This is a genomic window from Pseudomonas sp. FG1 (assembly GCF_034313875.1).
In the GTDB taxonomy this organism is placed as follows: Bacteria; Pseudomonadota; Gammaproteobacteria; order Pseudomonadales; family Pseudomonadaceae; genus Aquipseudomonas; species Aquipseudomonas veronii.
In genome coordinates, this window is sequence record NZ_JAVIWP010000001.1 from 1,339,426 (window position 1) to 1,361,172 (window position 21,747).

The following is a 21,747-nucleotide window of genomic DNA, read 5'->3' on the forward strand; positions in this document are numbered from 1 at the left end:
TAGCCTGTCCGTATAGCGGTTCTTAGCATTTATTTCGCATTCAACCAGCGATTTGGCAATAACGCGATCAAAGGTCATAAAAAAGGAACGGTGCAAATTCGTGTCAGTCACTACTTCAGCAACTCGATTTCCCGGGTGCCGTGCCTGGGGTTTTGCTCAAACGAGCCGGGGACCGCTCTGGCCACTTTGAATAAGGAGTTTTGTCTGATGAGTACCAACAAGCCAGCCATCCCGCCGAAGAGTGAACTGGCGGGCACCGATACCCTGGACCGTGGCAACACCAACGCCAAGCTGCAGGCCCTGGAGGCATTCCGTAGCGACGCGACCGGCCAGGCGCTGCGTACCAACCAAGGCGTGAAGATTTCCGATAACCAGAACACCTTGAAAGTCGGTGCCCGCGGCCCCTCGCTGCTGGAAGACTTCATCATGCGTGAAAAAATCACGCATTTTGACCATGAACGTATCCCGGAGCGCATCGTGCATGCGCGCGGTACGGGCGCGCATGGCTATTTTCAGACCTATGAGAACCATTCGGCGCTGAGCAAGGCCGGTTTCCTGCGTAACCCCGAGCATAAAACCCCGGTATTCGTGCGTTTTTCCACCGTGCAGGGCCCACGTGGTTCGGGCGATACGGTGCGCGACGTGCGCGGTTTTGCCGTGAAGTTCTTCACCGAGGAAGGCAACTTCGACCTGGTGGGCAACAACATGCCGGTATTTTTCATTCAGGATGCGATCAAGTTTCCCGACTTTGTGCATGCGGTAAAGCCTGAGCCGCACAATGAAATGCCTACCGGAGGCTCGGCCCACGATACGTTCTGGGATTTTGTCTCGCTGCAGCCGGAATCGGCGCACATGGTGATCTGGGCCATGTCTGACCGGGCTATTCCGAAAAGCCTGCGTGCCATGCAGGGGTTCGGTATTCACACCTTTCGCTTGATCAATACCGAAGGTAAATCGAGCTTCGTGAAATTCCACTGGCATCCAACAGTCGGCACCTGTTCCCTGGTGTGGGACGAAGCGCAAAAGCTTGCCGGTAAAGATACCGATTACCACCGTCGCGACCTGTGGGAAGCGATTGAGGGCGGTGACTACCCTGAGTGGGAGTTGGGTGTACAGATCGTTGCGCAAGAAGACGAGCATAAGTTCGACTTCGACCTGCTCGATCCGACCAAGATCATCCCCGAAGAGTTGGTGCCGATTACGCCGCTGGGCAAGATGGTGCTTAACCGCAACCCCGACAACTTCTTTGCCGAAGTCGAGCAAGTCGCCTTTTGCCCTGGCCATATCGTGCCGGGTATCGACTTCACCAACGACCCGCTACTGCAAGGCCGCCTGTTTTCCTACACGGATACCCAGATCAGCCGACTCGGTGGGCCGAACTTTCATGAGCTGCCGATCAATCGGCCTATAGTGCCTTTCCATAATGGTCAGCGGGATGCCCAGCATCGCACTGTGATCGATAAGGGCCGGGCTGCGTATGAGCCGAATTCGATCGATGGCGGTTGGCCGAAAGAAACGCCGCCCGCGGCTCAGGAGGGTGGTTTCGAAACCTATTACGAGCGCGTCGATGCCAACAAGGTGCGCGAGCGCAGTGAGTCGTTTGGCGATCACTTCTCCCAGGCCACGCTGTTTTTTAACAGCATGAGCCACCATGAGAAAGAGCACATCATTGCGGCCTACAGTTTTGAGTTGGGCAAGGTGGAGCGCGAGGTTATCCGTGCCCGTCAGGTCAATGAGATTTTGGCCAACATCGACCTGGAACTGGCCAGGCGCGTTGCACAGAACCTGGGCCTGCCCGCACCGACCAAAGGCACGGTGCCGCCGCGCAAGGCGTCGGTGAAAGCGTCGCCGGCGTTGAGCCAGGTGAACCTGCTGTCGGGCGATATCAAAACGCGCAAAGTGGCGATTCTGGCGGCCGATGGTGTCGACGGCGCGGCAATTGCCGCATTGAAGAAAGCGCTGCAAGCCGAGGGCGCACACGCCAAGTTGCTCGGGCCGACCTCGGCGCCGGTCACCACGGCCGATGGCAAGCATCTGGCGGTGGATGCGTCGATGGAAGGCCTGCCCTCAATTGCGTTTGATGCGGTGTTCGTGCCTGGCGGTAAGGCGTCGATCAAGGCGTTGAGTGGGGATGGCGTGGCGTTGCACTACCTGCTGGAGGCCTACAAGCACCTGAAGGCGATTGCCGTGGCCAGTGACGCGCAGCCCTTGCTCGACCTGCTCAAGCTCGAGGCGGATGCGGGGTTGATCGTGGGGGCGGATGCCAAGGCGTTCAAGGCGTTCTTTAAAGCGATTGCCCAGCATCGGGTCTGGGAGCGTGAGCCGAAGGCCAAGGCCGTTCCGGCTTAAGTCATCTGCTGGTGGTTAGATCGCCATCGGGGGCAAGTCGAATCGTCGCACCGCCCCTCCCACACTTTGAATGTATTCACCGTTCAAAATGTGGGAGGGGCTTGCCCCCGATGGCTTTATTCCGCCTTGCGCGGAATCAGCACAACCTGCGCCGGAATAGTCTTCAGGATCTGCCGGTGAATCGTCAGGTCGTAGCCCGAATCAATGCGCTTGACCCGTTTGCTCAGCAAGGTCGCCAGCCACGGGTAATCCTGGGTGCGCGGTGCCTGGATGGTCACATCGCACTGGTAATTCACCACGTCGGTGGCGATGGCATCCAGCTGATGGCGCAGCTCTTCGATGTCTGTGAGGTTCAGCGCCACGGTGGTGCTCTGCGCGGCCGGGTCGATGACCTTGGCGACGGGCTTGGTTTCGGCGGCCTTGAGGGCGGCCTCGGCTTTGTCCAGCTCGGCTTTGCGCGCGTGGGTGATGGCGCTGTTGACGCCACCGGTCAACGCCGGAGCCTTGGGCATCAATGCGCGGGCGCGGCTGAGGGCGGTAGCGGCGGCGTTGACATCACCTTTTTGCAACACGATCTGACTGCGTTGCAGGTAGGCTTCGGCCAGTTGACGCTGGTAAGCCTCGAGCGCCGGATCGTTGGGCGACTGGGCTTGCAGCGCGGCCAGTTGGTCTTCGGCGGTGGCCAGCTCGCTGCTGGCCAGGTTTTGCTCCAGTTGCGCGATGGCGACAGCGCGTGCGTCCGGGGCCTCGGGGGCGGCGGGCGGGGTACTTTGACAAGCGCCCAGCAGCAGGGAAAATGCGGCAAGGAGCAGATAACGGGAGGTGAACGGCTTCATTCCTGCGACTCTCTATTTGCGCAAAAAGCGAGCAAGTCTACACCCCTCGACGGGGCAGGACAAAACTCAGCAGAAACAGGGCGGCCGCCGTGACCACAATCGACGGCCCTGCCGGCGTGTCCTTGAACCAGGACAGCGCCAGGCCCCCACACACTGCCAGCATCCCCAGTACGCTGGCGCCGATCGCCATCTGTTCCGGCGAGCGGGCGTGGCGCTGGGCGGCGGCTGCGGGAATGATCAGCAGTGACGTGATCAACAATACGCCGACAATCTTCATCGCGACAGCGATCACCACGGCGATCAACAACATCAAGGTCATGCGCAGCGCGGGCACGGGCAAGCCTTCCACCGTGGCCAGTTCTTCATGCACGGTGATTGCCAGCAGCGGGCGCCACAGCGTCACCAGCAGCACCAGCACGGCTGCGCTGCCGCCGAGAATCCACGCAAGGTCCGTGGGGCTGATCGCCAGCAGGTCGCCGAACAGGTAAGCCATCAGGTCGATGCGTACTTCATGCATGAAGCTCAGCACCACCAGGCCCAGGGACAGGGTGCTGGGCGCCAGGATGCCCAGCAACGTGTCGGAGGCCAGCGGCTGGCGCTGTTGCAGGGTCACCAGCAGCACCGCCAGCAGCAGGCAGCCAACGGTCACGGCGATGGTCGGGCTCACATCCAGCAGAAAGCCCAGGGCCACGCCCAGCAATGCGGCGTGGGACAAGGTGTCGCCGAAATAGGCCATGCGCCGCCAGACCACGAACGAGCCCAGCGGGCCCGCCACCAGCGCCAGAGCCAAGCCTGCCAGCAGGGCGTAGAGCAGAAAATCAGCCATGCTTGCAGCTATCTCCATGAACGTGAGTGTGGGGTGTGGCGGGATCGTCGACCACGGCGCCATGCAGGTCATGGGCGTGGTCGTGATGGTGGTGATAAATCGCCAGGCTCTGCGCGTTCTTGCCGAACAGCTCGACGAACGCCGGATCGCCGCTGACTTGCTCCGGATGGCCGGAGCAGCACACGTGGCGGTTGAGGCACACCACTTGGTCGGTGGTGCTCATCACCAGGTGCAGGTCGTGGGAGACCATCAGCACGCCGCAGCCAAGGCGGTCGCGCAGGCGGGTGATCAAGCTGTACAACTCGGCCTGGCCGGCGACGTCGACGCCCTGCACCGGTTCGTCGAGCACCAGCAGTTCCGGCTCGCGCAACAGGGCGCGGGCCAGTAACACGCGCTGCATTTCACCGCCGGAGATGCTTTGCACCGGGCTGTCGATGACCTGTTCGGCACCGACCTCCTTGAGCGCGGCTTGCGCGCGGGCGCGGTCCACGCCCGGCACCAGGCGCAGGAAGCGCAGCACCGACAAGGGCAGCGTCGGGTCCACGAAGAGTTTTTGCGGCATATAACCGACACGCAGCTTGGGCTTGCGCCACACACTGCCGGTGTCGGGCTTGAGCAGGCCGAGTACGGCGCGCACCAGGGTGGTCTTGCCGGCGCCATTGGGGCCGATCAGCGTGACGATCTGCCCCGGTTCGACGCTCAGCGCGATGTTATCCAGCACGTTTTGCCCAGCGAACGTGACCCCGACCTGCTCCAGGCGGATTAACGCGTTGCTCATCAAGCCCCCTGGCAACCGGCGCAGAGTCCGACGACTTCGACGGTTTGCCCTTCCACCTTGAAGCCGACGTCGGCGGCGCTCTGGATGATGGCGTCGCTGATGCTGCTTTGCTCAAGCTCAATGGCGGCGTGGCACTTGCGACAGATCAGGAACTGACCCTGGTGCGCGTGTTCCGGGTGGTTGCAGCCGACGAAGGCGTTGAGTGACGCGATGCGGTGTACCAGGCCGTTGTCCAGCAGGAAATCCAGCGCGCGGTACACCGTGGGCGGCGCGGCGCGGCGACCGTCCTGCTCGCTGAGCACGCCGAGGATGTCGTAGGCGCCCAGCGGCTTGTGGCTCTGCCAGACCAGTTCCAGCACGCGCCGACGCAGGGCGGTCAGGCGCAGGCCCTGCCGTGCGCAGAGGGTGTCGGCCTCCGACAGCGCGGTATGCACGCAGTGAGAGTGGTCGTGGGGACGGCTGGCAAGCGGTGTTATAGGCATGAGCGGCGACAGATATTTGATAGAGACGTTATTATGTTACCCGTTCCTACGCCATTGAGTGGTCATCGTGTCCCGACTTTTTCCCGTTTTTGTCGTATTTGTCGCCAGTTTGCTCACCGCGGGTGCCGCTCAGGCGGAGGTCAAGGTGCTGACCAGCATCAAGCCGCTGCAGTTGATTGCCGCGGCTGTGCAGGACGGCGTGGCGGTTCCCGAGGTGTTGTTGCCGCCGGGGGCCTCGCCGCATAACTATGCGTTGCGCCCATCCGACGTGCGGCGCGTGCAGTCGGTAGACCTGCTGTATTGGATCGGCCCGGACATGGAAGGCTTCCTGCCCCGCGTCCTCAAGGGGCGCAGCCTGCCGACGGTGGCCGTGCAGGATCTTCCGGGCATGAAACTCCGTCGTTTCGCCGAAGATAGCCATTCCCACGCCGACGATGCCGACGAACATGACCACGATCATCGCCCAGGCACTTTGGACGCACATCTGTGGTTGTCGACGCTCAACGCCCGGGTGATTGCCGCACGCATGGGCGCCGACCTCAGCGCCGCGGACCCGGCCAATGCCGAGCGCTACCAGCTCAACGTGAAGGCGTTCGTGAGCCGACTGGATGCGTTGGACGCGCGCTTGAAAGCGCGGATGGCCGGCATCCACGACAAGCCTTACTTTGTGTTCCACGAAGCCTTTGATTATTTCGAAGAGGCCTACGGCCTCAAGCACGCCGGTGTGTTCAGCGTGGCCGCCGAAGTGCAGCCCGGTGCCCAGCATGTGGCGGCGATGCGTACACGTTTGCAGGAAGTCGGCAAGACCTGCGTGTTCAGTGAGCCGCCGCTGCGTCCGCGCCTGGCGGAAACGCTGGTGGCCGGTTTGCCGGTGAAATTGGCGGAGCTGGATGCGTTGGGCGGGTACACCCCGGCTTCCGCTCAAGGTTACGAACAGGTGCTGGACAAGCTGGGCAATGACTTGGCGGGCTGCCTGGAGTCGCTCTGAAAGCCCAGGCATAACGTCTGTAGGAGGGAGCAAGAAGCTCCCTCCCGCATTTTAGAGCGCGAACGGCAGCTGGATCGCGACCTGCTGGCGCTGCGCCAGCCGATGCTCGAACTCCGCCGGGTCATGAATCAACACATCCTGCCCGGCAAATGACTCCGCCGCGATCAGGCGTGACAACCAGAACCGCACGCACGCCACGCGCAACATCGTCGGCCACAACTCGGCTTCTTTCGCGGTAAACGGGCGCAACCCCGCATAAGCCCCGAGCAGTGCGCGGGCGCGCTGGCCGTCGAGTACGCCGTTGGCGTCCGAGCACCAGTCATTCAGGGCGATCGCCACGTCGTACAGCATCGGGCCCGAGCAGGCGTTGTAAAAGTCGATCAAGCCCGTCAGGTGCGTGCCTTCGAACATCGCGTTGTCGCGAAACAGATCTGCGTGAATATTCGCGCGCGGCAGGGCGAGGATCTGCGCCTTGTGGGCCTCGATCTCATCCAGTGCGTCGCGCAGCAGGCGTTGCGGCGCTGCGTCCAGGTGCGAAATCAACTGCGCGCCTTCGCTGAGCATCCAGTCCAGCCCGCGATCGGTCTTGCGCTCCAGCACCTTGTCGCCCTGGGTCGCCAGGTGCAGATGGCCAAGCAGGTCGCCGACCTGGGCGCAGTGCTGGGCATTGGCGTCCTTGATGTGCTTGCCGGCCAGGCGCGGTTGCAGCAGCGCCGGTTTGCCGGCCAATTCGCGCAGGGCCACGCCGTCGGTGGTGCGCAGGGCGTAAGGCACCGGCAAGTCGGCGTCGTGGAGCACGTCGAGCAGTTCGATGAAGAACGGCATTTCCTGCACCGGGCCGCGCTCGACCAGGGTCAGGACGAACTCACCCTGTTCCAGGCTGATGAAGAAATTGGTGTTTTCGCTACCCGCGGCGATCCCCTGGAAATCAAGCAGGCGGCCGAGCCCGTAAGGGGCAAGAAAGGTTTCCAGCTCGGGCCGAGCCAGGGGGGTGAACACAGACATGGTTAAAACTGCCAGTACGGGCGCCGCGGTGTGCGGCGCCAATTGAAGTTAAGAAATCATTTCCATTCGAAGATCTTCCATGACGGGATCAGCATATCCGGTTGGTCAGAGCGGATGAAATTCGCATCGGTTCCGTCCGCGCGCACCAGGAAATACGGTGGGAAGCCTTTCTTCGTTATCTTGATTGCGTACAGGAAACCGTTTTGACGGTACTCCTGAATGGTTCTGTCGCCCTCTGTGCGAATGGTAACTTCCGGATCACCCGAAGGCGCACTGTCGGCCGCCATGGCAACCATCGGAGCGAATGCAAACAAGCCGGTCAACAGCAGGCGATTGAATGAGCGCATGATAACCTTGTCCCTTTGTTGTCTGTGGTCCGGCTATTCTAGCGCCTGACCCGCCGAAAAGGTTGATCCTGCTCATGAGCCAAGCCCCCCTCGTCCTGGTGGACGGTTCTTCATATCTGTACCGCGCCTTCCACGCGCTGCCACCGCTGACCACTTCCAAAGGCCTGCCGACCGGTGCGGTCAAGGGCGTGTTGAACATGCTCAAGAGCCTGCGCAAGCAGTACCCGGACAGCCCGTTCGCGGTCGTGTTCGACGCCAAGGGTGGGACCTTTCGCGACGAAATGTACGCTGAATACAAGGCCAACCGCCCAAGCATGCCCGACGACATGCGCCTGCAGATCGAGCCCCTGCACCAGAGCGTGATCGCCCTGGGTTTCCCGCTGTTGTGCGTCGAAGGCGTCGAAGCCGATGACGTGATCGGCACCCTGGCCCGCAGCAGCGCAGCCGCGGACCGCCCGGTGGTGATCTCGACCGGCGACAAAGACATGGCGCAGCTGGTGGACGGGCACATTACCTTGGTCAACACCATGACCGGTAGCGCCATGGATGTGGAGGGCGTAAAGGAGAAATTTGGCGTCGCTCCGGAGCAGATTATCGACTATCTGGCGTTGATGGGCGATTCGTCCGACAACATTCCTGGCGTTCCGGGCATTGGTCCGAAGACCGCTTCTGGCTTGCTGGTGGGCGTCAATGGCGGCCTGAAAGAGCTGTATGAAAATCTGGATATTGTGCCGAGCCTGCCTATCCGTGGGGCCAAGACCCTGCCGGCCAAGCTGCAAGAGCATAAGGACATGGCATTCCTTTCCTATCAGCTGGCGACGATCAAGATCGACGTGCCGCTGGACGTGGGCCTGGATGATCTGCACCTGATCGAGCCGGATCGCGAAAAACTCCTGGAGCTGTACACCCTCCTGGAGTTCAAAAGCTGGTTCGAGGAAGTGCAGCGCGACGCCAAACGCACCGGCTTGGAGGTGGCGGCTCCGGTCGCCGAGAATGCGCCGGTCGTCAGCACCGAGCTCAAGTACGAAACCATCCTCGATCAGGCGCGTTTCGATGTGTGGCTGAAGAAGCTCGGCGAGGCCAAGCTGTTCGCCTTCGATACCGAGACCACCGGCATCGATGCGCAGCAAGCGCAGCTGGTTGGGTTGTCGTTCGCGGTGCAGCCCTATGAAGCGGCCTACATCCCGCTGACCCATTCCTACATGGGCGTGCCGGAGCAGCTGGACCGCGACACGGTGCTGCGCGCGCTCAAGCCGATCCTCGAAGACCCGAGCAAGCTCAAGGTGGGCCAGCACGCCAAGTTCGACATGAATATCCTCGCCAACTGTGCCATCGGTGGCGATCAGAATTGTGGCATCACGGTGCAGGGCATTGCCTACGACACCATGCTCGAATCCTACGTCCTCGACTCCACCGCCACGCGGCATGACATGGACAGCCTGGCTCAGAAATACCTGGGTCACACCACGGTGAGCTTCCAGGATATTGCGGGTAAAGGCGCCAAACAGCTGACCTTTGACCAGATCTCCCTCGAACAGGCCGGCCCTTACGCGGCTGAAGATGCCGACGTCACCCTGCGTCTGCACCAGACCTTGTTCGAAAAACTCCAGGCGATCCCCAGCCTGGTCAGCGTGCTGACCGATATCGAGATGCCGTTGGTGCCGGTGCTGGCGCGTATCGAGCGCCAGGGCGCGCTGGTGGATGCCAAGTTGCTCGGCGTGCAGAGTGTTGAGCTGGGCGAGAAGATGGTCGAGCTGGAGCGTGAGGCATTTGCCATCGCCGGTGAGGAATTCAACCTGGGCTCGCCCAAGCAATTGGGCGCGATCCTCTACGAAAAACTCGGCCACCCGGTTCTCAGCAAGACCGCCAAGGGCCAGGCGTCGACCGCCGAAGCGGTGCTTGCCGAACTGGCCGAGCAGGATTTCCCGCTGCCCAAGGTGCTGATGCAGTACCGCTCCATGAGCAAGCTGAAAAGCACCTACACCGACCGCTTGCCTGAGCAGATCAACCCGCGCACCGGGCGCATCCATACCTCGTATCACCAGGCGGTGGCGGCCACCGGGCGTTTGTCGTCGAGTGATCCGAACCTGCAGAACATTCCGATCCGCACCGCTGAAGGCCGGCGAATTCGTCAGGCGTTCGTCGCGCCAAAAGGCTACAAGCTGCTGGCGGCGGACTACTCGCAGATCGAGCTGCGGATCATGGCGCACCTGGCCAAGGACGAAGGCTTGCTGCACGCCTTCCGCAATGACCTGGACGTACACAAGGCCACCGCCGCCGAAGTATTTGGCGTGGAGCTGGGCGCGGTCACCACCGATCAGCGTCGCAGCGCCAAGGCGATCAACTTCGGCCTGATCTACGGCATGAGCGCGTTTGGCCTGGCCAAGCAGATCGGTGTCGATCGTAAACAGTCCCAGGCCTATATCGACCGTTATTTCGCCCGCTATCCGGGCGTGCTGGCCTATATGGAGCGCACCCGCGCCCAGGCGGCCGAGCAGGGTTATGTCGAGACGATCTTCGGTCGCCGCCTGTACCTGCCGGACATCAACGCGAAGAACCCGGCGCTGCGCAAAGGCGCCGAGCGCACGGCGATCAACGCGCCGATGCAGGGCACGGCGGCGGATATCATCAAGAAAGCCATGGTGGCGGTGGATAACTGGCTGACCGCGTCGGGCCTGGATGCCAAAGTCATCCTGCAGGTACACGATGAACTGGTGCTGGAGGTTCGCGAGGATCTGGTCGATCAAGTGCGTGAAGAGATCCGCCAGCACATGAGCCACGCGGCGACGCTGGATGTGCCGCTGCTGGTGGAAGTGGGCGTGGGTGATAACTGGGACGAAGCGCACTGATAGCGCGGTTCTGCCACCGCCGAGGGTGGTGGCAGAACGCTTTAGACCCGAAAACGCCGTCGCTTATTGCAAATAGTTTTTTGTACGTGCCGGAACTTAACTCATGAAATGCCACTCAGAGTTACTGAATGGGCGGTGAAGCCCTTCAATGCTCCTATGTTGTGTTAAGTGTTGGCAGATATCTGGACCCCGCCCTAGCGGTCCGGAGCTTGAACCCCGAACTTCCCCTCCCCATACGAAGTCCGGGGTTTTTTTTGCCTGCGCAAAAGTCACTCCGCGGTTTCTGCGCCCTTGTCGGCCAATTCCATCCAGTCGGCCAGCACGGTGTAGGCTTCTTCCAGGCCCAGGCGCTTTGGTGCCGAGAACAGCTGGATGGTGATGGTGTCACCCCAACCTTTGCGGATTTCCGCCTGCACCTTCAACAGCGTGTTCTTGGCGGCGCCATAGGTCAGTTTGTCGGCTTTGGTCAGCAGGATATGCATCGGCATGCCGCTGGCGACTGCCCAGTCGAGCATCAGCAGGTCGAAGTCGGTCATTGGATGACGGATGTCCATCATCAGGATCAAACCCTTCAAACTCTCCCGGCCACCCAGGTAAGCCTCGAGGTGACGCTGCCAGTGCAGCTTCAGCGGGATAGGTACTTTTGCATAACCGTAGCCCGGAAGGTCGACCAGACGCCGATCATCGTCTAGCTTGAAGAAGTTGAGCAGCTGCGTGCGGCCCGGGGTTTTCGAGGTGCGCGCCAGGCTGGCATGGGTCAAGGTGTTCAGGGCGCTGGATTTGCCCGCGTTGGAACGGCCGGCAAAGGCGACTTCAAAGCCCTCGTCATCGGGGCATTGGTCCACTTTGGCGGCGCTGAGCATGAACGTGGACTGTTGGCACAGGCCGAGGATGGGGTTCTTGAGTTGCATGAGATTTCCGATGTGGGCGGTGCCGAAAAAGGGTGCGGCAAGCGGTGTCGTTTCCGTTTCAGTAGCGCCAGTATATAATGCCGCAGATTTTGTGTGTGCTTTGTCCCAGCGAAGGATGAAGTTCACGGGAGTGATAGACCTTTATTGCGCATTAGAACGCAAAACGCTCCCAAACCCTGAAAAGGTCGATGTATGACCAGATGGTTGCTTGCTGTCGGTGTCTTGATGCCGCTTTACGGCGCTCAGGCTACACAGGAACCGGAAGCGGTGTACAACCGAGTTTGCGTGGCTTGCCATGCCGGCCAACTGCCGAACGCCCCGAAGCGGGGTGACCAGGTAGCCTGGGCGCCCAGACTGGCGCAAGGCATGGACACGCTGGTGCAACACGTGACCCAGGGTTTCAAGGCAATGCCGCCGCGTGGTTTGTGCATGGACTGCAGTACCGAGGATTACCAGGCCATCATTGAGTGGATGGTGAGTAAACCCGGTTAGATAACTCTTAAACCCTTAGCCGTAGTTGGATTAGCTGATGAACAAACTGATCGTGAGTCTGCTGTTGACCTTGGGCATCACCGGTGTTGCCCATGCTGCAGGCGACGCTGCTGCGGGTCAGGCGAAAGCCGCCGTGTGTGGTGCTTGCCATGGACCGGATGGTAATAGCCCGGCGCCGAACTTCCCTAAACTGGCCGGCCAGGGTGAGCGTTACCTGACCAAGCAGATGCACGACATCAAGGACGGCAAGCGCACGGTCCTGGAAATGACCGGCTTGCTGACCAACCTCAGCGATCAGGACCTGGCCGATATCGCGGCCTATTTTTCCAGCCAGAAAGGCAGTGTGGGAGCTGCTGATCCGAAGCAAGTGGCCCGTGGCGAAGAACTGTTCCGTGGCGGCAACCTCGACAAAGGCATGCCTTCCTGCATCGGTTGCCACTCGCCTAACGGCGTGGGCAACGCCGCTGCGGGCTTCCCGCATGTGGGTGGCCAGCATGCGCAGTACGTCGCCAAGCAACTGACGGACTTCCGTGAAGGTAATCGCACCAACGACGGCGATACCAAAATCATGCAGAGCATTGCCGCCAAGCTGAGCAACAAGGACATCGAAGCGGTTTCCCAATACATTCAGGGGCTGCACTGATCGAGGGCTGCGTTAACGCTCGATTAATCCGTTGATGCAAGCATAAAAAGGGCGGCCTAGGCCGCCCTTTTTTGTGGCCGGTGCCGTTACACTAACGAACTCATGCCCGCGCAGACCTGTCACAACAAAGGTCGCGTGAGGCGACTTTATTTGTCCAGGAGTAAAGCATGCGTAATCTGATCCTCAGCGCCGCTCTCGTCACCGCCAGCCTCTTCGGCATGACCGCACAAGCCGCCGACGTGCCGCTTGAAGCCGGTAAAACCTACGTGGAATTGGCCAACCCCGTGCCGGTTTCGGTGCCGGGCAAGATCGAAGTGGTGGAGCTGTTCTGGTACGGCTGCCCGCATTGCTACGCCTTCGAGCCAACCATCAACCCATGGGTTGAGAAACTGCCCAAGGACGTGAACTTCAAACGCATCCCTGCCATGTTCGGCGGCCCATGGGATGCCCACGGCCAACTGTTCCTGACCCTGGAAGCCATGGGTGTCGAGCACAAGGTTCACAACGCTGTCTTCGAGGCGATCCAGAAACAAGGCAAGCGCCTGACCAAGCCTGAGGACATGGCTGACTTCGTCGCGACCCAAGGTGTCGACAAGGACAAGTTCCTGGCCACCTTCAATTCCTTCGCCATCAAGGGCCAGATCGAAGCCGCCAAGAAACTCGCCGTGGCTTATGGCGTGCAAGGCGTTCCGACCATGATCGTCAACGGCAAGTACCGTTTCGACCTGGGCACCACCGGCGGTCCTGAAGCGACCCTCAATGTGGCCGACCAGTTGATCGCCAAAGAACGCGCCGCCAAGTAAGGGGCCTGCCATGCGTCGCTGGGGTACCGAACGCGTTGTCGGTCTGCATGACCCGCAGGTCAACGAAGCTCACCTGGAATCCACGGGCCTGCCGGCGGACAGCCGCCTGCGGCTGCTCAGCTTCAATATCCAGGTGGGTATCAGTACCGAGAAGTACCGGCACTACCTCACCCGTGGCTGGCAGCACTTGCTGCCCCACAACGGGCGGGCGGGCAACCTGCAGAAGATCGGCGACCTGTTGGGCGACTTCGACCTGGTCGCCCTGCAGGAAGCCGACGGCGGCAGCATTCGCTCCGGCTACATCAACCAGGTGGAACACCTGGCCCAGTTGGGTGCATTTCCCTACTGGTATCAGCAACTCAATCGCAACCTCGGGCGTCTGGCGCAGCACAGCAACGGCGTGCTCAGCCGCCTGAAGCCATCGGCCATCGAAGATCACCCATTGCCGGGCCCCAAGGGTCGTGGCGCGATCCTCGTGCGTTTTGGCCAAGGTCCGGAAGCCCTGGTGGTGGTGATGATGCACCTGGCGCTCGGGGGACGTACCCGCAACCTGCAGTTGGCCTACGTGCGTGAGTTGATTGGCGGCTACAAGCATCAGGTGTTGATGGGTGACATGAACACCCATGCCATCGACCTGCTGCAGAATTCCCCGTTGCGTGACCTTGGGTTGCTGGCGCCGCAAGTCGAAGCCACGTTCCCCAGCTGGCGCCCGCAACGCTGTCTTGACCACATCCTGCTCAGTCCGACCCTCACGCTTGAAAGTGTGCAGGTGCTGGCGCAGCCCATCTCCGATCACCTGCCGGTCGCGGTAGAGATTCGTCTGCCGGGTTCGCTCACGGTGGATGCATTGCCCGCGTTGAGCCCCGGCCCTCGCGGACCCCTTGCATGAGCGACGAAGCCCAGCGCTGGAAAGAGAAATACCTTAAAAGCATCGATCAACAAGACAAACTCGAACGCCGCTGGGCCGCCCGCCTCGACCTGCTGCGCCGAGGCTTGGTGCGCAGTACGTTGGCCGCTGAAGGCACCGACCGTGCGGTCGATCAATGCATGAAGGAAATGCGCGACGTGGTGCGCAGCGACGACATGGATGCCGCCCTCGCCGCATTGCTGCCGCGCCTGGAAAAAGCCGTACTGGATTCGGAGCAGCGTCGCGAAACCCGGATTGACCAGATGAGCAGCGCGCTCACGGCCCTGGTTGCGCAGTTGCAGAAACTGCCGCTGCCCCGCGAGGTGGCCCGCCCGTTGAAAACCTTCGCCAAGCAGCTGGATAGCCGCGTGGGCCAGGCGCGCGAGATCCCGCTGTTGCTCAGTGAGTTGAGCAACCTGCAAGGGCAGGCGTTGAATAACCTGGAACCGGACGGCGAAACCCCACGCCCCGGTCCCGGCCTGTTGCAGCGTCTGTTTGGCGCCAAGGAAGTTGCGAGTGAGGCGCCGACCGGCGAGCCCGCGCCGCCGCCTTCTGCGCCTTCTGCGCCCGCCGCCGCCAGGCCGGTGCCCGAACCCGTCGCCGAGGCGGCACCGCCGCCCCAGTCCGACGAGTTGGCCCAGGCCCTGCGGGCGTTCGCGCCGTTGCCGCAAGGCTCGGCCCCGCCGCCCCCGCCGCCCCCGCCGGAACCGGTGGCAGCGGCCAAGGCGGCCGAGGCCGTGAGCCCGGTCGTCGCCCCCGAAGCCGCGCCCCAGCCCACGCCGATCGCCCGGCCCGTCGAAGTGGCGGCGCCCGCCGCGCTTCCAGCTGCGGCGCCAGAACCTGGCGCCGAAAGCGCACTCGCCGCGCTTATCGAACCACCGCCGGTTCAGGTCGATGCACCGCAACAAACCGTCATCGGCAGCCTGTCACTGCCGCCGGTGCTGGACGCGCCGGACCCGGACGAGCTGCTGGCGGACGCAATCTACGCCCTGCCCGATTCGCCGGAGCCGTCCTACAGCTCCGTGGCCAAACACATTGAAGACACCTTGCTTGGCCTGCTGGAAGACCTGTCCCTGCCCGAGCGCCACCGGCCGCAGGCCGAAGCCATGCGCGAGCGCCTGGCCCATGGTTTGAACTGGTACGAACTGCTGCCGATCCTCGATGACCTGGCCACGCTGATGCTGGCGATCACCGACAGCGGCCAGCATGAGTTCGAGGCCTACCTCAAGCAGCTCAACGAACGCCTCGAAGCGTTCCAGGGCCATCTGCAGACGGCCAGTGAAGGCTATGCCGACAGTCGCTCGGCCGCCCGTGAGCTGGACACGCAAATCCGCGAACAGGTCGACGGCCTGCAAAACAGTGTGCAGGGCGCCGCCGACCTGGACAGCCTCAAGCAGGTATTGGAAAGCCACCTTGAAGGCCTGCTCGGCACCATGGACCAGCACCAGCAGCAGCGTGACCTGCGCGAGCAGGAAGTGGCGGAGCGCTTGAAAGGGCTCGCCGAACGCGTCGCCAATATGGAGCAGGAGGCCCAGGGTTATCGCGATCACCTCGAAGTACAGCGCCAGAAAGCGTTGGTCGATCCGCTTACCGGCTTGCCCAACCGTGCCGCGTGGAGCGAGCGCCTGGACCATGAGGTCAACCTCTGGCATCAGCGCGGCAACAGCCTGTCGCTGGCGATGCTGGACCTCGATCACTTCAAGCGTATCAACGACGGTTACGGGCATCTGGCCGGGGACAAAGTGCTGAAAATCATCGCCAGCGTGCTGCGCAAGCGCCTGCGCCCCGGCGACTTCATTGCGCGCTTCGGCGGCGAAGAGTTTGTGTTGCTGATGCCCGACTCATCCCTGGCGAATGCCCTCGCCGCCGGCGAAGCGCTGCGCGCGGCGATTGAAGTCTGCCCGTTCCACTTCAAGGGCGAGCCGGTGACGATCACGGTGTCGATGGGCGTGGCGCAGTTCCAGCCCGGCGAGCGCAGCGACCTGGCGCTCAAGCGCGCCGACGAGGCGTTGTACCGGGCCAAGGCAGCGGGACGTAACCGGGTGCAGGCGGCCTAAAAGATGTTCCATTTTGTAATTTGACGTTCGGGCCACAAACGGTACGTTACACTGTTGCATTATCGTCTTCAGCGTAACGTTATCCGCCATGAAATCCGTGTACTTCGCCTTTGTGTTCCTCCTGCTCAGCGGCTGCGCCAGCGGCCCGCGCCTGGATACCAGCCACCCTTCGGTCAACCATGACAACCGCGTGCAGTTCGTGGTCGTCCATTACACCTCGACCAACCTCGAACGCTCCCTGGCGCTGCTGACCCATGGTCAGGTCAGCAGCCATTACCTGATCGGCGACGACGCTTCGGGCACCATCTACAAGCTGGTGGATGAAAGCCAGCGCGCCTGGCATGCCGGGGAAAGCGAGTGGATGGGCCGCACCTGGCTGAACTCCAGCTCCATCGGGATCGAGATCGTCAACCCGGGGTTCCGCGACACGCCGACGGGCCGCGTGTGGTACCCGTATTCCGAAGCGCAGGTGAAATCCCTGGAGGTGTTGCTCAAGGACATCAGCACGCGCAACGGCATCGACCCCAGAAACATCATCGGTCACAGCGACATCGCGCCGCTGCGCAAGCTGGACCCGGGGCCGTTGTTCCCATGGAAGCGCCTGGCCGAGAAAGGCTTGGGCGTCTGGCCCGACGCGCAGGCAGTGGCACGCTTCCAGGCGCAGTACGCCACGGACCTGCCGAGCATCACTTGGTTCCAGGAAGCGTTGGCGCACCTGGGCTACCAGACGCCGCAGACCGGTGAGCTGGACGTCGCCACGCGCCATGTGCTCGCCGCGTTCCAGATGCACTTCCGCCCTGCGCTGTTCGATGGCACGCCGGATGCCGAGAGTGCCGCGATCCTGCGTGCCCTCGACCGGCGTTAATTGCTACAGCGGCAACGCCATGTAGAACTGCGTGCCCTGCCCCGGCCGCGAATACACGCCCATGCGGCCGCCGTGCAGTTGCACGATCTCCTTGCACAGCGCCAGCCCCAGGCCGGCGCCGCCTTTCTTGCGGCCCACCTGCACGAAGGGTTCGAAGATGCGCCCTTGTTGACCATAGGCGATACCTTCGCCGTTGTCCTCGACGCTGATGATCACCCGCTCGCCATGGCGTCGTGCCTGCAGACGGATCTGCCCGCCCTCGGCGGTATGGCGCAGGGCGTTGCCCAACAGGTTGTCGAGCACGCGTTCCAGTTGCGCCTGGTCGGCATACAGCCGAGGCAGGTCGGGCTGGGCTTCTACCAGCAGTTCGATGTGTTGTGCATTCGCCGGCTCGGCAAAGCGCGCCCGTGCGTGCTCCAGCAGGTCGGTGACATCGCACGGGGCCAGGGTGAGTTTTTGCATGCCGTTCTGGTAGCGCGAAAAGTTGAGCAGGTCATTGATCAACTGCATCAGGCGCTGCATTTCTTCATTGACCGTATCCAGCAGGTCCGCTTCACGGGACTCCGCGGGAAACTTCGCGCGTTCGCGGAACAAGCCGAAGGCCATGTGCATGCCGGTCACCGGCGTGCGCAATTCGTGGGAGGCGCGCAACACGAACTCGCTGCGTACCCGTTCAAAGGCGCGCTGTTCGGTGACGTCATGCAGCACCATCACGGCACCGAGGATATGCCCCTGGGTGTGGCTCACCGGCGTCAGGCTGTAGGTCAGCAGGCGCAGTTCGCCCTCGACTTCCACTTCCAGGTCGTCCGGCGCGCGCTCCAGGCTGCCGCCGCGCAGCACCAGTTGCAACTGATCGTCCATTTCCGGGCGACCCAGCGCCTCGCCCAGGCCCTGGCCGAGACGTTCCTCGTCCCAGCCCAACTGGCGCTGTGCCACTGGGTTGAGGTGCTCCAGGCGGCCTTGCCGGTCAATCATCAACAGGCCGTCGTCGATACTGTCGAGCACCGCTTGCAGGCGCTGCTGGCCGGCGAGCAACTCATCGATATTGGTTGCCTGATGCTGGCGCAAGGCTTCGGCCATGATGCCGAAGCGTCGGGTCAGTTGGTTCATTTCCGCTGCCGAAGAAATGGGCAGGGTCACTTCGAAATCGCCTTGCCCGATCTTGTCGGCGGCCTTGGCCAGTGCTTCGATCGGCCCGCCAAACCGTCGGGCGATGCCATGGGCGGTAACAAAACCGATGATCAACACCGCGAGGCCAACCAACCCCAGCAGCCCGGCGATCAACAAGGCGCGCTCGCGGGATTTATGTTCGCTGGCGCTGATGTTTTCCAAGGCCTGCTTGTGCTCGGCGATCAGGCCGTTGCGCAGGACATTGAAGGTTTCGGTGATTTTCTCTTTGCTGCCGGGCGGTGGGGACGCTTGTTGAGACTCGTCAAAAGCCGCCAGGAAGCGCTGATAGTCGGCCCGGGCCCGGCTGAAACCGCTGCTGTTCCCGTCGCGCTGTTCATGCGCAATGCCTTGGTCGAGCAGCTCGAAGTAACGCTGTTCGGACGCTTGCAGCGCCTCGGGATTGGGGCGCTGTTCGAGCATCATCATCAACTGATCGCCCAGGCTCTGGCGCAGTTTGAGTCCCAGGTCGAGGGTGATGAAGTTGCTGCGGATCGACGACTCCTGGGTCTTGGCCATCTGCATCACGCTCACCAGGCCCAGGATCAACCCCAGCAGGGCGACGGTGATCAGCGCTGAGATACTCAGGAATAACCGAGTGCGCAATGTCATCGCTAACTTCATAGGGTGCCGCTCACAGGTTGTACTGTTTGCGTTTGCGGTACAGCGTCGACGCGTCGATGCCCAGGGTGCGGGCCGCCTGATCCAGGGTGTCGCTGGTGGCAAGTACCGCGCCGATATGCGCTTTTTCCAGCTCGTCCAGGCTCAACGCTGCACCGATACGGGGGGCATTGTTGGTCGGCTGTTCGGCCATCCCGAGGTGGCTGATTTCGACTTTTTCCTGCGGGCAGATAATGCTCGCGCGCTCCACCACGTTGCGCAGCTCACGGATATTGCCCGGCCAGCGGTAGTTGAGCAGCGCTTCGCGTGCCTCATCGCTGAAGCCCCGCGCCGGTCGCGCGTATTCCTTGACGAAGCGGGCGAGGAAGCGGTCGGCCAAGGCCAGGATGTCTTCGCTGCGTTCGCGCAACGGCGGCAGGTGCAAGGTGATGACGTTGAGGCGGTACAGCAAGTCTTCGCGGAAGCGGCCGTCGCGCACCATGTCTTCGAGATTCAGGTTGGTGGCCGCGAGGATGCGTACATCGGCGCGCCGGGTGACCGGGTCGCCCACGCGCTCGTATTCCTTGTCCTGGATAAAACGCAGCAACTTGGGTTGCAGAGTGAGGGGAAAATCGCCGATCTCGTCGAGAAACAGCGTGCCGCCATCCGCCTGGTTGACCCGGCCCAAGGTGCTTTCGCTGGCGCCGGTAAAGGCTCCGCGGCTATGGCCGAACAGTTCGCTTTCCATCAGCTCCGCCGTCAGCGACGGGCAGTTGATGGTGACGCAGGATTTCTTCGAGCGCTTGCTCCAGCCATGAATGGCCCGCGCCAGCTCGCCTTTACCGGTGCCGGACTCGCCGAGGATGAGGATGTTGGCGTCAGTCCCGGCCACTTGGCGCGCAGTTTCCAGCACCGCCATCATCGCCGGGCTGTGGGAGTCGAGACCGTCTTTCGGTTGGCGCACTTCGCCTTCCAGTGCTTCCAGGCGCGCGGAGAGCTGGCGCACTTCCAGCTGTTTGGCGGTGGCCAGGCGCAGTTGGTCGGGGCTGCACGGTTTGACCAGATAATCAGCCGCGCCGGCCTGGATGGCATCCACGGCGGTGTCGACGGCGGAATGCGCGGTCACAATCACCACGCGCATCCACGGCGCCTGGATACGCATCTGCGCCAACACATCCAGGCCGTTGTCCTCGCCCAGGCGCAGGTCGAGGAAGCACAGGTCGAACACCTGGCGTTGCATCAAGGCATCGGCCTGGGCGGCGCTGTTGGCGGTGGCTACGGTGTAGCCCTCATCTTCCAGGCAATAACGGAAGGTACGAAGGATTGCGGATTCGTCGTCCACCAAAAGAATGCGGCCTTGAAGTTCCTTGGCTGATTCCATCTGTCCCGCGCTCCTTAATATGAATGATGGTGTTTAGTCCCGGAATAATCGGGCAAGTTGCATGGTTCATTCTGATCGATAAAACGCAACGTCGTGCAGCTATCTGCCTGCATTCCTACAAAGCCTGCGCCCAATGGCGTTTTCATGCCTTCTTGCCACTTCGGCAACGCACGATGGGTTTTCTATCCGTCGATCCGACCGCTGGCGATCGTGCATTTCGCACGGCGCCCAGGCGGCCATCGTGCAGGATGCTGGGCTTTGCTCCGGTCGCATATATCTAACTGATTGATTTAGTTGAATATTATTTTGTAAAAAAACTGGCATGCGCTCTGCAATAGCTCTCCTAACGAATAATCAAAATGCGGGAGAAAGCAGCATGACTCGCCCAAGCCTCAGCTCACTGCATGTATCGCCACTGCGCTTGCAACAAGGCCTGTTCGCCAGCCTGGCCTTGATGGTCACGTTGATTGGCGGCCAGCAACTGCAGCATTGGCAGCAGAGTCAGCAGCAAACCCCGCATTTCGAACGTCCGGCGATGACCCAGACCCACTTTCGTTCCATTGATAGCCGTTCCGTTGGCAGCGTTTCTGCCGATGTAACCGTTCCCCAACTGCGGATGGTTGACCAGGCGTCTGCCCTGAATGAACTGCCATCCCAGGAACGTTGGGTGTTCTAGGCAATAAAAGGTCGCTTGAGTTGAGCGATTGCACGGCAGTACCGCTGTCACCCCCTATAAAAGCGTAAGGAGAATCACCATGTTGAGTTGGGCAATCACATTTCTGATCATCGCCATTGTGGCTGCAGTCCTGGGCTTCGGTGGTATCGCGGGCACCGCCACGGGTATCGCCAAGATCCTGTTTGTGGTCTTCCTGGTGATGTTCATCGCTTCGTTCTTCTTTGGTCGTCGTGGCCGAGGCTGAATATGACCCGTTTGTCCCTCAAAACCATGGCTGCCGTCCTGCTCCTGGGCGGCAGCGGCTTGGCGATGGCCGCTCACGACGGCCAGAGCCGCGCCAACGAATTGCTCGGCGCGGACCCGCAGTACCGTGAAACCTGGCAAAGCGTGGTGAAGAAAGAAGAGCGCCTGCCGGAATGGGTCATGAACCTGTCCGGCGCCGCCGAGCAAATGAATGCCGTCGAAGAAGGTGGCGACAAGTACTTGGTCGGGCCGCTCTGCGAAACCGCAGACACCTGCCGAAACAAGCGCCTGATCGTCGCCTTCAGTTACGACAAGGAAGATGCCTACGCCATGTTGGTGGAAGTCCCGGCCGGCCTGCCGGCGGACAAATCCCCGACCCGGCACGCCGATTACCGGTTTATCGGTAAGCCGGACGCAGGCATGCAAAAGCTGCTGATGGAGCAGCTTAAGAAAGATCCGAATTGGTACTAGGTTCCGTCTGATGCATTTGTCGTCTACGGGACCGGCGTCCATAGAAAGAAGCCTGTGCGCTTCTTTCTGTT

At 61.7% G+C, this 21,747-nt stretch carries 21 protein-coding genes; 12 read left to right on the forward strand and 9 right to left on the reverse strand.

What is annotated here, in order from left to right; all coding sequences use genetic code 11:
- Positions 1–186 precede the first annotated feature (186 nt).
- Positions 187–2,349: a catalase HPII gene (gene katE / locus RGV59_RS06345; RefSeq protein ID WP_260473880.1), complete on the forward strand. Its 2,163-nt coding sequence runs from the start codon at positions 187–189 to the stop codon at positions 2,347–2,349.
- Positions 2,350–2,465: 116 nt separating this feature from the next.
- Here katE and RGV59_RS06350 read toward each other — a convergent pair whose 3' ends face one another.
- Genes RGV59_RS06350 through zur form a run of 4 tightly spaced genes read right to left on the reverse strand, consistent with a single transcriptional unit; the run spans position 2,466 to position 5,271 of the window.
- Positions 2,466–3,185, reverse strand: a complete 720-nt coding sequence (locus tag RGV59_RS06350) for a PA5502 family lipoprotein (protein ID WP_017849019.1) — start codon at positions 3,183–3,185, stop codon at positions 2,466–2,468.
- A gap of 37 nt (positions 3,186–3,222) precedes the next feature.
- Positions 3,223–4,011, reverse strand: coding sequence for a zinc ABC transporter permease subunit ZnuB (gene znuB, locus RGV59_RS06355; protein WP_079442557.1), 789 nt, complete (start codon positions 4,009–4,011; stop codon positions 3,223–3,225).
- On the reverse strand, positions 4,004–4,789 hold the full coding sequence (gene znuC, locus RGV59_RS06360) for a zinc ABC transporter ATP-binding protein ZnuC (RefSeq protein WP_017849021.1): 786 nt from the start codon (positions 4,787–4,789) through the stop codon (positions 4,004–4,006). The genes znuB and znuC overlap by 8 nt, the downstream gene beginning before the upstream one ends.
- Positions 4,789–5,271, reverse strand: coding sequence for a zinc uptake transcriptional repressor Zur (gene zur, locus RGV59_RS06365; protein WP_026140288.1), 483 nt, complete (start codon positions 5,269–5,271; stop codon positions 4,789–4,791). Before zur ends, znuC begins: the two co-directional genes overlap by 1 nt.
- Before the next feature lie 58 nt (positions 5,272–5,329).
- On the opposite strand from zur, the gene RGV59_RS06370 reads away from it, so the two are divergent.
- Entirely contained in the window at positions 5,330–6,259 is a 930-nt protein-coding gene (locus tag RGV59_RS06370) for a zinc ABC transporter substrate-binding protein (protein ID WP_017849023.1), read from the forward strand.
- Between the two features lie 51 nt (positions 6,260–6,310).
- Here the strand turns inward: RGV59_RS06370 and RGV59_RS06375 are convergent, their stop codons facing one another.
- Together RGV59_RS06375 and RGV59_RS06380 are read right to left on the reverse strand one after the other, a co-directional pair.
- Entirely contained in the window at positions 6,311–7,264 is a 954-nt protein-coding gene (locus RGV59_RS06375; RefSeq protein WP_126585921.1) for a homoserine kinase, read from the reverse strand.
- Positions 7,265–7,320: 56 nt separating this feature from the next.
- Positions 7,321–7,611 carry a DUF2782 domain-containing protein gene (locus RGV59_RS06380; RefSeq protein ID WP_017849025.1) on the reverse strand — a complete coding sequence of 97 codons (291 nt, stop codon included), beginning with the start codon at positions 7,609–7,611 and terminating at the stop codon, positions 7,321–7,323.
- A gap of 74 nt (positions 7,612–7,685) precedes the next feature.
- Between RGV59_RS06380 and polA the strand changes: the two genes are divergently transcribed.
- Positions 7,686–10,460 carry a DNA polymerase I gene (gene polA / locus RGV59_RS06385; protein ID WP_126585922.1) on the forward strand — a complete coding sequence of 925 codons (2,775 nt, stop codon included), beginning with the start codon at positions 7,686–7,688 and terminating at the stop codon, positions 10,458–10,460.
- A gap of 269 nt (positions 10,461–10,729) precedes the next feature.
- Here polA and yihA read toward each other — a convergent pair whose 3' ends face one another.
- On the reverse strand, positions 10,730–11,371 hold the full coding sequence (gene yihA, locus RGV59_RS06390) for a ribosome biogenesis GTP-binding protein YihA/YsxC (RefSeq protein WP_017849027.1): 642 nt from the start codon (positions 11,369–11,371) through the stop codon (positions 10,730–10,732).
- 192 nt (positions 11,372–11,563) lie between these two features.
- On the opposite strand from yihA, the gene RGV59_RS06395 reads away from it, so the two are divergent.
- The 6 genes from RGV59_RS06395 (at position 11,564) to RGV59_RS06420 (ending at position 17,138) form a co-directional block, all read left to right on the forward strand.
- Positions 11,564–11,863: a c-type cytochrome gene (locus tag RGV59_RS06395; protein WP_126585923.1), complete on the forward strand. Its 300-nt coding sequence runs from the start codon at positions 11,564–11,566 to the stop codon at positions 11,861–11,863.
- A 37-nt stretch (positions 11,864–11,900) separates the two neighbouring features.
- Positions 11,901–12,506, forward strand: a complete 606-nt coding sequence (locus tag RGV59_RS06400) for a c-type cytochrome (protein WP_017849029.1) — start codon at positions 11,901–11,903, stop codon at positions 12,504–12,506.
- A gap of 167 nt (positions 12,507–12,673) precedes the next feature.
- Positions 12,674–13,309 carry a thiol:disulfide interchange protein DsbA gene (dsbA, locus tag RGV59_RS06405; RefSeq protein WP_017849030.1) on the forward strand — a complete coding sequence of 212 codons (636 nt, stop codon included), beginning with the start codon at positions 12,674–12,676 and terminating at the stop codon, positions 13,307–13,309.
- A 10-nt stretch (positions 13,310–13,319) separates the two neighbouring features.
- Positions 13,320–14,198, forward strand: coding sequence for an endonuclease/exonuclease/phosphatase family protein (locus RGV59_RS06410; protein WP_126585924.1), 879 nt, complete (start codon positions 13,320–13,322; stop codon positions 14,196–14,198).
- Positions 14,195–16,273, forward strand: coding sequence for a GGDEF domain-containing protein (locus tag RGV59_RS06415; RefSeq protein WP_126585925.1), 2,079 nt, complete (start codon positions 14,195–14,197; stop codon positions 16,271–16,273). The genes RGV59_RS06410 and RGV59_RS06415 overlap by 4 nt, the downstream gene beginning before the upstream one ends.
- An 88-nt stretch (positions 16,274–16,361) precedes the next feature.
- The gene (locus RGV59_RS06420) at positions 16,362–17,138 is read left to right on the forward strand and encodes an N-acetylmuramoyl-L-alanine amidase (protein ID WP_017849033.1); all 777 of its coding nucleotides are present in this window, start codon (positions 16,362–16,364) and stop codon (positions 17,136–17,138) included.
- A 3-nt stretch (positions 17,139–17,141) separates the two neighbouring features.
- On the opposite strand, the gene RGV59_RS06425 is transcribed toward RGV59_RS06420, so the two are convergent.
- Together RGV59_RS06425 and algB are read right to left on the reverse strand one after the other, a co-directional pair.
- Positions 17,142–18,929 carry a KinB sensor domain-containing domain gene (locus tag RGV59_RS06425; RefSeq protein ID WP_102618542.1) on the reverse strand — a complete coding sequence of 596 codons (1,788 nt, stop codon included), beginning with the start codon at positions 18,927–18,929 and terminating at the stop codon, positions 17,142–17,144.
- 10 nt (positions 18,930–18,939) lie between these two features.
- Positions 18,940–20,286, reverse strand: coding sequence for a sigma-54-dependent response regulator transcription factor AlgB (gene algB, locus RGV59_RS06430; RefSeq protein ID WP_017849035.1), 1,347 nt, complete (start codon positions 20,284–20,286; stop codon positions 18,940–18,942).
- 376 nt (positions 20,287–20,662) lie between these two features.
- Between algB and RGV59_RS06435 the strand changes: the two genes are divergently transcribed.
- The 3 genes from RGV59_RS06435 (at position 20,663) to RGV59_RS06445 (ending at position 21,676) form a co-directional block, all read left to right on the forward strand.
- A complete protein-coding gene (locus RGV59_RS06435; RefSeq protein ID WP_017849036.1) occupies positions 20,663–20,962 on the forward strand; it encodes a hypothetical protein in 300 nt (99 codons plus the stop codon).
- A gap of 79 nt (positions 20,963–21,041) precedes the next feature.
- On the forward strand, positions 21,042–21,206 hold the full coding sequence (locus RGV59_RS06440) for a DUF1328 domain-containing protein (RefSeq protein ID WP_003170804.1): 165 nt from the start codon (positions 21,042–21,044) through the stop codon (positions 21,204–21,206).
- A gap of 2 nt (positions 21,207–21,208) precedes the next feature.
- On the forward strand, positions 21,209–21,676 hold the full coding sequence (locus RGV59_RS06445; RefSeq protein WP_046381532.1) for an inhibitor of vertebrate lysozyme family protein: 468 nt from the start codon (positions 21,209–21,211) through the stop codon (positions 21,674–21,676).
- The last annotated feature ends 71 nt before the right edge of the window (positions 21,677–21,747 follow it).

Excerpts from the sequence above, each read along its gene's own strand:
- RGV59_RS06350 (WP_017849019.1), bottom strand. The coding sequence starts at position 3,185 with ATGAAGCCGTTCACCTCCCGTTATCTGCTCCTTGCCGCATTTTCCCTG.
- znuB (WP_079442557.1), bottom strand. The coding sequence starts at position 4,011 with ATGGCTGATTTTCTGCTCTACGCCCTGCTGGCAGGCTTGGCTCTGGCG.
- znuC (WP_017849021.1), bottom strand. The coding sequence starts at position 4,789 with ATGAGCAACGCGTTAATCCGCCTGGAGCAGGTCGGGGTCACGTTCGCT.
- zur (WP_026140288.1), bottom strand. The coding sequence starts at position 5,271 with ATGCCTATAACACCGCTTGCCAGCCGTCCCCACGACCACTCTCACTGC.
- RGV59_RS06375 (WP_126585921.1), bottom strand. The coding sequence starts at position 7,264 with ATGTCTGTGTTCACCCCCCTGGCTCGGCCCGAGCTGGAAACCTTTCTT.
- RGV59_RS06380 (WP_017849025.1), bottom strand. The coding sequence starts at position 7,611 with ATGCGCTCATTCAATCGCCTGCTGTTGACCGGCTTGTTTGCATTCGCT.
- polA (WP_126585922.1), top strand. The coding sequence starts at position 7,686 with ATGAGCCAAGCCCCCCTCGTCCTGGTGGACGGTTCTTCATATCTGTAC.
- yihA (WP_017849027.1), bottom strand. The coding sequence starts at position 11,371 with ATGCAACTCAAGAACCCCATCCTCGGCCTGTGCCAACAGTCCACGTTC.
- RGV59_RS06395 (WP_126585923.1), top strand. The coding sequence starts at position 11,564 with ATGACCAGATGGTTGCTTGCTGTCGGTGTCTTGATGCCGCTTTACGGC.
- RGV59_RS06400 (WP_017849029.1), top strand. The coding sequence starts at position 11,901 with ATGAACAAACTGATCGTGAGTCTGCTGTTGACCTTGGGCATCACCGGT.
- dsbA (WP_017849030.1), top strand. The coding sequence starts at position 12,674 with ATGCGTAATCTGATCCTCAGCGCCGCTCTCGTCACCGCCAGCCTCTTC.
- RGV59_RS06410 (WP_126585924.1), top strand. The coding sequence starts at position 13,320 with ATGCGTCGCTGGGGTACCGAACGCGTTGTCGGTCTGCATGACCCGCAG.
- RGV59_RS06415 (WP_126585925.1), top strand. The coding sequence starts at position 14,195 with ATGAGCGACGAAGCCCAGCGCTGGAAAGAGAAATACCTTAAAAGCATC.
- RGV59_RS06420 (WP_017849033.1), top strand. The coding sequence starts at position 16,362 with ATGAAATCCGTGTACTTCGCCTTTGTGTTCCTCCTGCTCAGCGGCTGC.
- RGV59_RS06425 (WP_102618542.1), bottom strand. The coding sequence starts at position 18,929 with ATGAAGTTAGCGATGACATTGCGCACTCGGTTATTCCTGAGTATCTCA.
- algB (WP_017849035.1), bottom strand. The coding sequence starts at position 20,286 with ATGGAATCAGCCAAGGAACTTCAAGGCCGCATTCTTTTGGTGGACGAC.
- RGV59_RS06435 (WP_017849036.1), top strand. The coding sequence starts at position 20,663 with ATGACTCGCCCAAGCCTCAGCTCACTGCATGTATCGCCACTGCGCTTG.
- RGV59_RS06440 (WP_003170804.1), top strand. The coding sequence starts at position 21,042 with ATGTTGAGTTGGGCAATCACATTTCTGATCATCGCCATTGTGGCTGCA.
- RGV59_RS06445 (WP_046381532.1), top strand. The coding sequence starts at position 21,209 with ATGACCCGTTTGTCCCTCAAAACCATGGCTGCCGTCCTGCTCCTGGGC.